Below are 13,820 nucleotides of genomic sequence, written 5' to 3'. Positions count from 1 at the left end.
CCTCACAATTCGTGGTTTTCCGACAATGATAAAAACGCCCGGGTGATATTCGTTTTTGTCAACCGCCCGACGACTTTAAAGCCTTCCGGCTGTTCTTCTACGACCGGCAAAGCATCAATCTGCTGATTGATCAACCGGTGAGCAGCCTGAATTAGCGACTCGTTTTTCACGCAGTAGGTAATATTCGGCATTCTTGTCATGATGATATGTACCGGGATTGCAGTTAAATTTTGGCTTCCGAGGCTTGTCCGTAATAAATCTTTGCGGGACAACACACCCGTCAGAAACGAATTCTTGTCGACGACGAACAAGGTCCCGACATCGTCAAGGAACATCTGGCTGATCGCGTCATAGACACTGACATCTTCCCTTACCACAACCGGAATCGACTGAAAGTCTTTCACTTTCATATTGTTCATCGTATCCGTGATGTCCTGGCCAGGTTTTTTGCCGGAATAGAAATAGCCGACACGCGGACGGGCATCTAAAAACCCAGCCATCGTCAAAATTGCCAAATCTGGCCTTAATGTAGCTCTTGTCAAATGCAGGCGTTCAGCAATTTGTTCCCCCGTTATCGGGCCATTGCCTTTCACGATCTGCAGGATTTCCTCTTGTCTCTTATTGAGTTCGATCGGACTCACCGCCTCAAAATATGTTATACTCAATGATGATTATTATATACTAATGGATGCGATATTGCGAAGAAAACTTTCCCGTGATACAATACTAAAGAATTGAATATCAGGCAATGATGGAGTTATAAGTACTGTCGCAATCAGCGAGCGGGGATAGTGGAAGCCTGCAAAGACGGGAAAAGGCGCTCTGGAGCCAGTTTCTTTTAAGAGGGTTGCATTGATGCAGCCAATCGAGGTGGAACCGCGGGTCTTAACGTACTCGTCCTCGGACATTATGTCCGGGACGTGTACGATTTTTTATTTTATGGAGGTTTTTTTATGTCAATGGAAGAAGTAGTATCGTTAGCGAAACACAGAGGCTTTGTATTTCCGGGTTCTGAAATTTACGGCGGCCTTGCCAACACATGGGATTACGGTCCCCTTGGCGTAGAACTTAAAAATAATATCAAAAAAGCATGGTGGAAAAAATTCGTCCAGGAATCGGCGCATAACGTCGGCCTTGACGCTGCAATTTTGATGAACCCGAAAACTTGGGTGGCATCCGGGCATGTCGGCAACTTCAACGATCCGATGATCGATTGCAAGAGCTGCAAAACACGCCACCGTGCCGATAAATTAATTGAAGATGCTTTAGATGCAAAAGGCATCGAAATGATCGTAGACGGTCTGTCTTTTGAAAGAATGGCTGAATTGATCAAAGAACACGAAATCAAATGCCCGACTTGCGGCAAAGAGGATTTCACAGACATCCGCCAATTCAATTTGATGTTCAAGACTTTCCAAGGCGTAACCGAATCTTCGACAAACGAGATTTTTCTTCGCCCTGAAACAGCACAAGGGATTTTCGTGAACTACAAAAATGTTCAGCGTTCAATGCGTAAAAAGATGCCGTTCGGTATTGCTCAAATCGGTAAAAGTTTCCGAAATGAAATCACACCAGGGAATTTCACGTTCCGTACACGCGAATTTGAACAAATGGAACTTGAATTTTTCTGCAAGCCCGGCGAAGATTTGGAATGGTACGCTTACTGGCGCGATTTCTGCAAAAACTGGCTGTTGAATTTGAACATGTCCGAAGACAATATGCGCCTTCGTGAACACGACGAAGACGAATTGTCGCATTACTCCAATGCAACCGTCGACATCGAATACAAATTCCCATTCGGCTGGGGCGAGCTATGGGGCATTGCTGACCGCACAGATTTCGATTTGAAGCGCCATATGGAACATTCAGGCGAAGACTTCAATTACATCGATCCGATTACGAACGAGCGCTATGTGCCTTATTGCATCGAGCCATCTCTTGGTGCCGACCGCGTCACTTTAGCTTTCCTAGTAGATGCTTTCCACGAAGAAGCGCTTGAAAACGACGACAAACGCACAGTCTTGAAGTTCCACCCGGCTCTTGCTCCGTATAAAGCAGCCGTTCTTCCGCTATCGAAGAAATTGGCTGAAGGCGCAACGGAAGTATTTGCTGATTTGGCGAAGCATTTCATGGTCGACTACGACGAATCCCAATCAATTGGTAAACGCTACCGCCGCCAAGACGAAATCGGTACGCCATTCTGCATCACGTACGACTTTGATTCAGTAGAAGACGGCCAAGTGACTGTCCGCCACCGCGATTCTATGGAACAAGTCCGTATGCCGATTGCCGAAGTACAGGCTTATATCGAAAAACACATTCAATTTTAATTAAGATTTTACAAAAGGGAGACTTGCATTTCGATGCAGGTCCCCTTTTTTAAGTTGCAGAAAGTATTTACGCTCGCAGAAACAGTATTCGGGAGCGGACAGACAGTAAATGGCCGTGCAAAGGAAGAATTTCAAGCTGGAAGGAAGGTAAATGAAAAATCATTAAAAAAGACCCGCTCAGGTGATTTCATCCTGCTGCGGGTCTTGCTCTTCTTTTCGGGGTAAAAATTCAGGTGTCCGTTCCAACTGTTCCAAGAATTTACGTGATTTCAGGCGAATTCCCGCCTGTTCTTCGTAGATGGTGCGGACAATCCCTTTTAAAAGCGATTTCGATTCTTTTTTCAGTTTCAAGGACCCGACGCGTTCGATTGGCACGAAATAAAAAGTGCGGATCAATTTCACGAGTGCCGGGCTTAGCCGGATAATGTAACGGTCGACTTCAAAACAGCGATGGCACAGGAAGCCGAGTTCCTGAAACGAAAACGCGAACTCGCCTTCAGTCGCCCCACAATTCGCACATTCATGCAAAGTCGGCGTTAGTCCAGCTAGCGGCAGCATCTTCCATTCAACAAACAGCGAAATCGCTTCCGGATCATACCCTTCTTCAATTGCATGTAAGGCCTGGTAAAGCATATCGTAGATCGACGGCTGCGGTTCATCTTGTTCCGTCAGCCGGTCGATCAATTCTGTAATATAACTGGCGTAGGCCGTTTTCATGATATCTTCCCGGATATGGCGAAGCGACTCGAGCGGATCCCCGCTTTGGAGTGTGCCCATCCCGCGCCCTTTGAAGACGGAATAGCTACCATGGGTAAATTGCTGGGTCACCGCAGCTAATCGGCTCGAAGGCTTTTTAGCACCTCTCGCCATGCAAGTGATTTTGCCGGCTTCACGGGTGAAAAGCGTAACGATTTTATTGTTTTCCCCATAAGCCTGCGTCCGGATCACAATTCCCTCTAATTGATTCAGCATGGAACCGACTCCTTAATATTCGTCGTCTCTAAAACCGAAGTCGCGCAAATGCATAGCTTTATTGCGCCAATCTTTTTGCACTTTCACCCAAAGTTCCAGATAGACTTTTGAGCCAAGGAGATTTTCGATATCCTTGCGAGCGCGTGAACCGATTTCCTTTAAAAGCACGCCTTTTTTGCCGATGACAATCCCTTTTTGGGAATCGCGCTCGACCATGATCGTTGCCTGGACGCGGATCATGTTTTCATTTTCACTGTCCGGTGCAATTTTCTCGATGACCACAGCAATCGAATGCGGAATTTCTTCACGCGTCAAATGCAAGGCCTTCTCCCGGATCAGTTCCGAAATGATAAACCGTTCCGGATGGTCTGTTACTTGGTCCGCCGGGTAGTACTGCGGGCCTTCCGGAAGGTATTCGCTGATTTTCGAAAGCAGGTTTTCAACATTATTGCCCTGCAGCGCCGAAATCGGAATCGCTTCTTTAAAATCGAATTCCTTTTTAAACGATTCGATCAGCTTCGGCAAATCATCCGGGTGTACTTGATCGATTTTATTCAACACTAAAAAGACCGGCACATCAAGGCCTTTGATCATTTCAAGGACGAAGCGATCCTGTTTGCCGATCCGCTCATCTGCACTGGCAACGAATAGCAGCACGTCCACTTCACGGAACGTGTTTTTTGCCACTTTCAGCATGAAATCCCCCAGCTTATGGCGCGGTTCGTTGATCCCTGGTGTATCGATGAAAATCATTTGGCTGTCAGTATTCGTAACGACGCCTTGCACTTTATTGCGCGTCGTTTGTGGTTTGTCGCTCATGATCGCAATCTTTTGGCCGACAACGCGGTTTAAAAACGTCGATTTCCCAACATTCGGTCGTCCGATGATTGAGATAAAGCCTGATTTGAATCCATTATTTCCCTGCTGCATACTCTAAATCCTCCGTTGAAAATGCTCCGGGCAACAGTTCGCTGACTGTCGTTTCCTGGACATCTCCATTTAAATTTGTTAAATAAACCGGCATGTTTGGCGAGCAGAATTCTGCAATCACCTGTCGGCATGCACCGCACGGCGACACCGGGCCTTTTGTATCTGCCACAACAGCGAGAGCTGTAAAGTTTCTTTCGCCTTCGGATACCGCTTTGAACATCGCTGTACGCTCTGCACAATTTGTCATGGAATAGCCGGCATTTTCAATATTGCAGCCATGGTAAACCTTGCCGTCAGCTGTAAGAAGCGCTGCCCCTACCTTGAACTTTGAATACGGCACATATGCCCGTTCGCGTGCAGTTTTTGATTCTGTCATCAATTGTTCTTTCTCCATTGCGAGTCACCTCTGTGAGTTATAGCCATTTGGGCAAGAATATTAGTAATCCAATTATAGCACTAGCTGCTGCAAATACCAAAACGGCGCCTGCTGCCATATCCTTCGCTTGTTTAGCGAGTGGATGGACCCCAGGAGAAGCAAGATCCACGACACGTTCCATTGCCGTATTGACGAGCTCTAATGCGAGCATGCCGCCAATCAGCAAGATCACGATGAGCCATTCCGTTTTCGAAAGGCCGGTCAGCCATCCGGAAATGCCTACGACAACCGCCGCCATCAAATGAAAGCGGATATTCTGTTCTTTTCGGACAGCCGCAACAATCCCTTGTGCCGCAAAACTGAAAGATCGGAAAAACCTACTCAGCTTCATGCGCGTCACGGGTAATGCCAAGCGAAGATAAAATCGCTTCCTGTTTTCCGAACATTTCCTTTTCATCCGTTTCGTTCATGTGGTCATATCCTAGAAGATGCAAGAATCCATGGACGGCAAGAAAGCCCAATTCACGTTCAAATGAATGCCCGTAATCGGCAGCCTGTTCTTTTGTCCGGTCCAGTGAAATGATGATATCCCCTAGAACCCTCGTTTCAGGTGAACCGACGATTTCAAGTTCCCCTTCGCCCAATTCTTCCATCGCAAAAGAGATCACATCGGTTGGCGTGTCTTTGCCGCGGTATTCCTTATTGATCGCTTGGATCATATCGTTCGTCACAAAAGTCACCGATACTTCCGAATCCCCCACTCGTTCCTCTTCTGCTGCATGTTTCAGGATTTTCTCTACAAATTGCAGCTCCTGTTCTTTTAAAGTCGCTGTTTCATCAATTAAATCAATGGCTAACATATTTTTTCCTCCTCTCATTTTGGATCTTGCGGATACTCGATCCGCGAATGGAAAATCCCATTCAATGTTTCACACATTACGTGTTTAACGGTCTTCAACTCTTTCATCGTCAAATCACATTCATCAAATTGCCCATCTTTAAGTTTATCCTCAACTATTGCATCAACCAATTTTTTTATTTTTTCTGATGTTGGCTCTTTCATCGAACGGACTGCTGCTTCGATGCTGTCTGCCACGCTGATGATTGCAATTTCTTTTGTCTGTGGTTTTGGCCCGACATACCGGTAGTCCTCTTCACGGATCTCCGGATTTTCTTCTTTCGCTTTATAATAGAAAAACTTCAATAAGCTAGTGCCGTGATGCTGTTCAGCGACATCGATGATTTCTTTCGGCATTTTATGCTTTCTCAAAAGATCCGCTCCTTGCGTGCCATGCGCCAAAATGATGTCGCGGCTCTTTTCAGGCGGCAAGGAATCATGCGGGTTTTTAATGCTCACCTGGTTTTCGATAAAATACTGCGGACGCTTCGTTTTGCCGATATCGTGGTAATAGCAGCCCACTCTCGCTAAAAGCCCATTAGCACCAATCGCTTCACAAGATGCATCCGCGAGATTTGCCACCATGACGCTGTGATGGTACGTCCCTGGTGTTTCTGTTAAAATCTTCTTCAGCAATGGATGGTTCGGATTCGACAGTTCAATCAAGCGCATAGTCGACAATAAGCCGAAAATCGACTCGAAAAACGGCAATAACCCAATCGTCAAAGCCCCTGATAACAATCCCGAGATGACTGCAGCTGCAAAATAGAAGCCGATTTCTGTCCAGTCATACTGGCTTTGGCCTACCAATAAGTAGAAGCCAATAAAGAAAGCATTCACTACAGCTACAGCTAAGCTCGTCTGCAGCAAATGAGATCGGCGGTCTTGCTGCGCAATCAAATAAACGCCGGCAAGCCCTCCAAAAATGATATACAATGCAATATCCATCTGCAGCGTAGAGGCATTCTCCCCTTGCAGCATCATGCCGCCGACCGCGCCGATCAACAAGGTAACATAGACAGCAATGCGTTCATTCAACAGCATGCGAACGAGCATTCCTGCTAAAGCAGTTGGGAAAAGAAAGGCGATGGCTACGTCAAAGTTACCGCTGACCAGGCTCAATAGCTGCATTAAAGTCAACGAAATAAGAACAACCGCTAGAATAACAGAGAATTTGATAAGCTTCTGCTGCTTTGAAGATTTCGAACGAATCGTTAAGATGACAAGAATTCCCATTGTGATAACGACAAACAACAATAAACCTGCCAAAGGCTTGAAATCTTCCCTTTCTTGCGTCATTCCTGCAAGTTCCAGTTGTCGATAAACTTCACGGTCGATTATTTGCCCTTCCTGAACCAATACCTGGCCTTGCAAAATGCGGGTTGGTTCGACACTTGCCCGTGCTGATTCTGCTTGGGCTTCCGTTAATTCCTCGTCAATGACTTCGTTCGGTTCAATAGCAAAACGCCCAATTACGACGGCCGCCTGTAAAGCGGAAGCAGGAATTCGTGTACTTCCCCGGATTTCCTGTTCGATTTCGTTTTGAACTCCAGCGACGTCTTCCTCTCTTAGCGGTTCGCTTAATCTGGATTTCACCAGTTCCGTCAATTCCTGTTCCATTTTTGCTAGATTTTCATCCGGCACTAAGAGCAGCGCACGAAGCATTTCATCCGTTAAGCGGAGATTGCTTTCAGTAGTATCCAATAATTGGATGTTTTTTCTTACGTCTTCAATCATTTTGTTGACAGCTTGCGGCTTGAGCGTCTCTTCATTTTCAGGAATTTCTTTTACATCGGTTATATACCCGAAAATCGATTTGATCAATGCAGCCTGATTGTCAGCATTTTCAGCTGAAAATTGATAGCTCGGCCCCAGTTCAGCCGCTGCCCGTTGGCGTTCCAACTCTGTTTTCACTGGATCTTCAACCGTTTTAGCAGATCGTATGGTTTCTTCAGAGAGCTGGAAAAGCTCAACTTTATATGTATCGCCGTTTACAGACGTATAGAGGAAAGCATAAATAACTGCGCCGATCAGAAAAATCAACGTGGCCGCAATCATCCGGTAGCCCATCCTGTCGTAGACTTGTTTCGCCCAATTGCGCATTGAAACACCTCTCTTCTTGTACTCTCATCATATCAATTTAAAGAAAGTATTTCATTGTCTATTTGTAATTTTTTGAAATTCGCTATGTATTATTACTGTCAATTCCCTTTCTTCATTTATAATTCGTAAACGAATCTTTAAAACAACGAAAAACCGATGAGGAAAAGTAAGGCTTTTCCTCATCGGCTGTAAATGAAAACTTATTGGCTAATAATCAGGAAGGCTGGTCTTCATAAGCTGCAATGATTTTCGCAACAAGCGGATGGCGCACGACATCTCCGCGTTCTAAGTACTGGAAATGCAGTCCCCGCACTTTAGATAAAGTGGTTTCTGCCGCTATTAATCCAGATTCTGCCCCTCTCGGCAAATCAATCTGGGTTTTGTCGCCTGTAATAATCATTTTCGAACCAAATCCGAGGCGGGTCAGGAACATCTTCATTTGGGCTTTAGTCGTATTCTGAGCTTCATCGAGTATGACAAATGCCTCGTCAAGCGTCCGCCCTCTCATATAGGCGAGAGGCGCGATTTCTATGGTCCCTCGCTCGATAAAACGGTTCGTCTGTTCGAGTCCGAGAACATCATGAAGCGCGTCGTATAAAGGACGCAAATAAGGATCCACTTTTTCCTTTAAATCGCCCGGCAGAAATCCGAGGCTTTCTCCTGCTTCAACGGCTGGACGGGTGAGAATGATTTTTTTGACATGGCCATTTTTTAATGCCTGGACCGCCATAACCACGGCCAGGTAAGTTTTACCGGTTCCGGCAGGTCCGATGCCGAAAACCAGATCATTGCTCCGTACGGCTTGAATGTAATGCCGTTGTCCGATTGTTTTTGCTCGTATCGCTTTCCCGCCGGCATTCCGCGCAACTTCTTCATCATATAGTTCCGCAAAATATTCAATCGTTCCGGCGCGGGCCATCTCAATTGCTGAGACAATATCCCGTTGGTCAATATTGATATTTTTGCGGATGACTTTCAATAATTGTTCGATTAGTAATTTCCCTGTCTGTTTGCCTTCTTCAGAGCCTGATAATTTGATAACGTCTCCACGTGTGATGATTTGAATTTGAAATGCTTCTTCGATTAAAGTCATGTGACTATCAGAAATCCCGAGCAGCTGCACCGCTTCATTTGGATCTTTCACATGCAGTTCTAATAGTTGGTTTTCTGTCATGTAGACGCTCCTTGGAATCGAATATTTAGTACAATTTCACTGTATCATTATTCATTTGGAATTGTAAAACATTTTAATCATTTTTGTTTACATAATAATATTATAAGTATAATAAAACCGACCAGAAGAATCTGATCGGTTAAAAATCATCTTTTCGATTTAGGCGGCATTAACACTTCCGCTAAAATGATGCCTTTTCGGATATCGTCGGCATCCAGCGGGAAGATGTCTTCTTCCTGTTTTGCTTTCGCAACAACGGCTGGACGAGCATTTTGATGTGCAGAAAGCCTGCCGGTAGGCTGCCGTTCTTGAATTTCACGCTGTATTTCTTGGCGAGTTTCACGAAGAGGCGTCCGGTCTATTGCTTTTTCGACTCTCTGCTGCACCTGTTTCGCTTTTTCCGGCTGTTCTTTCATTTGAGTCTGCAAATCGCCATAGATTTCCCTGGCATAATCTTCAACTCGCTTAAATGCTTTCTGTCCGGTTTCACGCGTTTGGGTTTGCCGAGTTTGACGGGTCTGAGGGCTCTTCGGAACCGGCGGACTTGCCGGATCCTTGTCTTCGCCGCCTTTTTTATTGCCGAATATCGCTCCGAGCGCCATCACCACAAGAGCGAAGATAAAACCTTCCATTCAATAACCTCCCTTGCTATCGACGGTTATTGTTTATCGTCGGATTTTTCCATGCCGGTCTTGGCAATCGAATCACGCATGCCAGTATCCGCTTGGACGTTCTTATAATTTACGTAGTCCATGACACCGATATTGCCAGAACGAAGCGCTTCGGACATCGCAAGCGGCACTTCCGCTTCCGCTTCCACAACTTTCGATCTCATTTCGACAACTTTCGCTTTCATTTCCTGTTCGCTGGCAACAGCCATTGCGCGGCGTTCTTCCGCTTTGGCCTGTGCAATCTTCTTATCCGCTTCCGCTTGTTCCGTTTGAAGTTCGGCACCAATGTTCTTGCCGATATCAACGTCCGCGATATCAATGGATAAGATTTCAAATGCCGTACCAGAATCCAAACCTTTCGCTAAAACAGTCTGCGAAATCAAATCAGGATTTTCCAATACCTTTTTATGGCTTGTGCTTGAACCGAGTGTCGAGACAATCCCTTCACCTACACGGGCAACGATCGTTTCTTCACCTGCACCACCGACTAAGCGATCGATGTTTGCACGAACTGTAATACGCGCTTTTGCTTTTACTTCGATCCCGTCCATTGCCACACCTGCAATAAATGGTGTTTCAATAACTTTCGGGTTAACGGACATTTGAACCGCTTCTAAAACGTCACGGCCTGCCAAGTCAATGGCTGCTGCACGTTCAAATGGAAGTTCGATGTTCGCACGGTGTGCTGCAATCAATGCATTTACGACGCGGTCAACGTTACCGCCTGCTAAGTAATGGCTTTCCAATTGGTTGATGGATACAGTCAATCCCGCTTTTGACGCTTTGATCAACGGGTTAACGATGCGCGACGGAATAACGCGGCGCAATCTCATCCCGATTAATGTGAAGATGCTGACTTTAACACCTGCTGCCAGCGCAGATATCCATAATGTAATCGGAACAAACGTGAAGAATATTGCCAGAACGATGATGACACCGATTATTGCTGCGGCTAAACCTATAAGACCTAATTCCATGCTTTTATTCCTCCTCCTCTTTTTCCACTTCTCGAACTACGATCCGTGAACCTTCGACTTTGATGATTTTCACTTCTTTTCCAGCATCGATAAACCGCCCGTCAGAAACGGCGTCTATCCGTTCATCCATCAACTTAATCGTACCTGATGGACGGAGTGCTGTGGCCGTCTTGGCAGTTTGGCCAACCAATTCATAGCGGTTTACATTCGATACATATCCGCTTTCCGTATTGGTTGAATCCGTCAAGACCACTCGTTTGAACAAATGAAGCCTCTTGCCAAAAAATTTCACAATAATCACCATCCCTGCAGTTGCTACAATCAATGCGATCAAAATGGCGATGGCAGTGGTTTTAAGGTCTCCACCTGCCAATAACACACTGCCAAGAATAGCTAACAACCCGAGAAAACCAATCAGCCCGATTGGTATTATCAGTTCAACTAAAAGGAGAGTGACGCCAAGAATCAACAGAAACAAAGTATCCCAGCCGGCCAGATCAGCTGCCCAGTGGCCGTAAAAGTAAACGGCCAACGCGGTAAACCCGATCAATCCCGGTACGCCCATACCCGGAGTAAACATTTCCAGAAGAATGCCAAGCGCTGCAATAGACAACAGAACCGGCACCACAATCGGATGAGTGATGAATTCTATCAATTGGCTGCCGAATGTTCCGCTCGCTTCAGCAGATTCTGCCGCCAATGCACCAGGCATGAGAAATACTGACAACGCAAATAGAATCATAAGTGCAGAAAAAATCCTAAACGGATGCAAACGAATCTCTCCTTTCGTTTTACTGCTACCTTTTATACGGACCAAAAGAGAAAAGGTTTCATTTTTTGTAGCTAATTACATTATAAATGAATAATTTTGAAACACGAAGGAATGCGCTTACAAATATAGAAAAGCGGAAGCGGACGGTTAACTTCGATCGGCATACCTCTGGCACTGTTAAAAACATATCGGGAAACTCATTTATTATTAGGCATAGAAAAACCGGGTACACGATGATACGTGTACCCGGCCATGGCTGATCGTTCATATTTTTTAATGTCTTTTATAAAGTAAGGTCAATTAAAATTTACGTTTACGCGCAGCTTCTGATTTCAATTTACGTTTAACACTTGGCTTATCATAATACTCGCGCTTTCTTACCTCTTGCATTGTTCCAGATTTAGAAACAGTGCGTTTGAAGCGGCGAAGAGCATCTTCAATCGATTCGTTTTTACGAACTACAGTTTTTGACATCTCTTTTTCCCTCCCTCCGAACACACGTTGAAACATATAACAATACGTGTTATATATCAAAAATTATAACGTATATATCTACCTAGGTCAATACTTAATAATCGGAATTTGAAATTAATCCCTGCATGATTTGTACGCCTGAACTAGCGCCAATGCGAGTTGCTCCAGCTTCTACCATTGCGTTTAGATCTTCTAGGCTTCTCACGCCGCCCGAAGCTTTAACGCCCAGATCTGGACCTACTGTTTCGCGCATGATTTTTACATCAGCCACAGTCGCTCCGCCTGTCGAGAAACCAGTTGAAGTTTTAACAAAATCCGCCCCCGCTTCTTTTGAAAGACGCGACGCTACCGCTTTTTCTTCATCAGACAATAGGCAAGTTTCGATAATGACTTTAACGATTGCTTTGCCTTTTGCAGCTTCCACTACAGCAGCAATATCATTTTTCACAAGTTCCATATCTCCGCTTTTCAAAGCGCCGATGTTGATGACCATATCAATTTCGTCAGCACCTTTTGAAATTGCATCAGTGGTTTCAAAAGCCTTTGTTTCAGAAGTTGATGCACCTAATGGGAACCCGATAACGGTACAGACTTTTGCCGTGCTGTCAGCAAGTTCTTTTGCAGCAGTAGCTACCCAAGCAGGGTTAACACAAACAGAAGCGAATTGATATTCTGCAGCCTCTTTGCAAAGTTGAACGATCTGTTCTTTTGTAGCCTCAGGCTTTAATAAAGTGTGGTCGATATAAGAAGCGATGTTAGTCATGTTAAAATTACTCCATTCTCTTTTTGATTCGGTTTGGCGCTAAGCCAGCTGTTCTTCCATCACTCGGACAAACTGCCCTTCGTTATATGGATAGCCGGCTTTTACGATTTTCACTTTGACAATTTTCCCGATCAGCGAGTCATCCCCAGGGATGACCACTTTCAAGTAATTGTCCGTGTATCCTTCAAGCAATCCGGTTTCCTCGTTTTGCTTGAAGCGTTCTTCAGGAATGATTTCCAACAATTCCCCTTCGAAATTCGAAGCATATTCCTTAGCCAATTGATCGTTTAACGCAATCAGGCGGTGAACCCGTTCGTTTTTAACTTCTTCATCAATTTGGTCTTCCATCCGGGCAGCGGGTGTTCCTGTTCGCTGCGAGTATGGGAAAACGTGGAGTTCAGAAAACTTATACTCTTGGATGAATCGATAGGTCTCCATGAATTCCTCTTCGGTCTCTCCAGGAAATCCGACAATGACATCTGAAGTAATCGCAAGATCCGGTAAAGCTTTGCGCAATTGCACAAGCCGGTCTGCAAAAAATTCCATTGTATACTTCCGGCGCATGCGTTTCAATACCGTATCCGATCCCGATTGGATTGGGATATGAAGATGGCGGACCACAATCTCCGAATTCCGGAGTACTTCAATGACTTCATCCGTCAACTGGCTTGCTTCAATTGAAGAAATTCGCAGCCGCTTCAAACCAACGACTTGCTGTTCCAAATCACGCAAAAGCTGGGCTAAATTGTAATTCTTTAAATCTTCTCCGTAGCCGCCAGTATGGATTCCAGTCAAGACGATTTCCTGATAACCCGCATTTATTAATTGCTGCGCCTGCCTTACTACTTCTTTTGGGTCTCTGGAACGCATCAATCCACGGGCCCATGGAATGATGCAGAAAGTACAGAAGTTGTTGCAGCCTTCTTGAATCTTCAATGAAGCACGTGTGCGGTCAGTGAAAGCAGGTACGTCCAACTCTTCATACACCCGATTTTTCATGATATTCCCAACCGCGTTGATCGGCTTTCGCTCATTGCGGTACTGGTCAATATACCCAAGCAATTTAGTGCGGTCTTGAGTGCCAACAACAATATCAACGCCGGGAATCGCCATAATTTCAGCAGGCGAAGTCTGTGCATAGCATCCGGTTACACATATGACTGCGTCCGGATTTTTCCGCACGGCTTTGCGTATTACTTGGCGGCTCTTTTTATCTCCTGTATTCGTAACAGTGCATGTATTAATGACGTAGACATCGGAATGATGTTCGAACTCCACACGGTTATAGCCTTGTTCTTTAAACAATTGCCAAATCGCTTCGGTTTCATAATGATTCACTTTACAACCTAGGGTATGAAATGCAACCGTTGGCATAAGTGT

Annotated in this window: 15 protein-coding genes; 1 reads left to right on the top strand and 14 read right to left on the bottom strand. The window is 45.2% G+C overall.

Features of this window, described 5'->3' with window-relative positions:
* Nucleotides 1-2: 2 nt before the first annotated feature.
* On the bottom strand, nt 3-641 hold the full coding sequence (gene ccpN, locus AC2EXB_RS08090) for a transcriptional regulator CcpN (RefSeq protein ID WP_251472790.1): 639 nt from the start codon (nt 639-641) through the stop codon (nt 3-5).
* 312 nt (nt 642-953) lie between these two features.
* Here ccpN and AC2EXB_RS08085 point away from each other — a divergent pair, with 312 nt between their 5' ends.
* Nucleotides 954-2,330 carry a glycine--tRNA ligase gene (locus AC2EXB_RS08085; protein WP_235199054.1) on the top strand — a complete coding sequence of 459 codons (1,377 nt, stop codon included), beginning with the start codon at nt 954-956 and terminating at the stop codon, nt 2,328-2,330.
* Nucleotides 2,331-2,507: 177 nt separating this feature from the next.
* Here the strand turns inward: AC2EXB_RS08085 and recO are convergent, their stop codons facing one another.
* The 13 genes from recO to mtaB form a co-directional block, all read right to left on the bottom strand.
* Nucleotides 2,508-3,302 carry a DNA repair protein RecO gene (gene recO / locus AC2EXB_RS08080; protein WP_235199053.1) on the bottom strand — a complete coding sequence of 265 codons (795 nt, stop codon included), beginning with the start codon at nt 3,300-3,302 and terminating at the stop codon, nt 2,508-2,510.
* Nucleotides 3,303-3,314: 12 nt separating this feature from the next.
* Nucleotides 3,315-4,232 carry a GTPase Era gene (gene era / locus AC2EXB_RS08075; protein ID WP_483604342.1) on the bottom strand — a complete coding sequence of 306 codons (918 nt, stop codon included), beginning with the start codon at nt 4,230-4,232 and terminating at the stop codon, nt 3,315-3,317.
* On the bottom strand, nt 4,216-4,626 hold the full coding sequence (locus AC2EXB_RS08070; RefSeq protein ID WP_235199051.1) for a cytidine deaminase: 411 nt from the start codon (nt 4,624-4,626) through the stop codon (nt 4,216-4,218). Before AC2EXB_RS08070 ends, era begins: the two co-directional genes overlap by 17 nt.
* A 19-nt stretch (nt 4,627-4,645) precedes the next feature.
* On the bottom strand, nt 4,646-4,999 hold the full coding sequence (locus tag AC2EXB_RS08065) for a diacylglycerol kinase family protein (RefSeq protein WP_483604341.1): 354 nt from the start codon (nt 4,997-4,999) through the stop codon (nt 4,646-4,648).
* Nucleotides 4,986-5,468 (bottom strand): rRNA maturation RNase YbeY, encoded by a 483-nt coding sequence (ybeY, locus tag AC2EXB_RS08060; protein ID WP_483604340.1) that lies wholly within the window; start codon nt 5,466-5,468, stop codon nt 4,986-4,988. Before ybeY ends, AC2EXB_RS08065 begins: the two co-directional genes overlap by 14 nt.
* A gap of 14 nt (nt 5,469-5,482) precedes the next feature.
* Nucleotides 5,483-7,609 (bottom strand): HD family phosphohydrolase, encoded by a 2,127-nt coding sequence (locus AC2EXB_RS08055; protein ID WP_483604339.1) that lies wholly within the window; start codon nt 7,607-7,609, stop codon nt 5,483-5,485.
* 214 nt (nt 7,610-7,823) lie between these two features.
* Entirely contained in the window at nt 7,824-8,783 is a 960-nt protein-coding gene (locus tag AC2EXB_RS08050) for a PhoH family protein (protein ID WP_235199048.1), read from the bottom strand.
* Nucleotides 8,784-8,929: 146 nt separating this feature from the next.
* Nucleotides 8,930-9,415: a hypothetical protein gene (locus AC2EXB_RS08045; RefSeq protein WP_235199047.1), complete on the bottom strand. Its 486-nt coding sequence runs from the start codon at nt 9,413-9,415 to the stop codon at nt 8,930-8,932.
* A 26-nt stretch (nt 9,416-9,441) separates the two neighbouring features.
* Nucleotides 9,442-10,431, bottom strand: coding sequence for a flotillin-like protein FloA (floA, locus tag AC2EXB_RS08040; RefSeq protein ID WP_235199046.1), 990 nt, complete (start codon nt 10,429-10,431; stop codon nt 9,442-9,444).
* 4 nt (nt 10,432-10,435) lie between these two features.
* Complete coding sequence (locus AC2EXB_RS08035; RefSeq protein WP_483604338.1) at nt 10,436-11,203, bottom strand: NfeD family protein; 768 nt, start codon at nt 11,201-11,203, stop codon at nt 10,436-10,438.
* Between the two features lie 300 nt (nt 11,204-11,503).
* A complete protein-coding gene (rpsU, locus tag AC2EXB_RS08030) occupies nt 11,504-11,677 on the bottom strand; it encodes a 30S ribosomal protein S21 (RefSeq protein WP_052651799.1) in 174 nt (57 codons plus the stop codon).
* A gap of 94 nt (nt 11,678-11,771) precedes the next feature.
* Complete coding sequence (deoC, locus tag AC2EXB_RS08025) at nt 11,772-12,440, bottom strand: deoxyribose-phosphate aldolase (protein ID WP_251478775.1); 669 nt, start codon at nt 12,438-12,440, stop codon at nt 11,772-11,774.
* 39 nt (nt 12,441-12,479) lie between these two features.
* Nucleotides 12,480-13,814, bottom strand: coding sequence for a tRNA (N(6)-L-threonylcarbamoyladenosine(37)-C(2))-methylthiotransferase MtaB (mtaB, locus tag AC2EXB_RS08020; RefSeq protein WP_483604337.1), 1,335 nt, complete (start codon nt 13,812-13,814; stop codon nt 12,480-12,482).
* Between the last annotated feature and the right edge of the window lie 6 nt (nt 13,815-13,820).

This window comes from Planococcus alkaliphilus (assembly GCF_057031095.1).
Note: the sequence above shows the minus strand (reverse complement) of the source record. Positions and strands in the feature narration are given on the sequence as shown.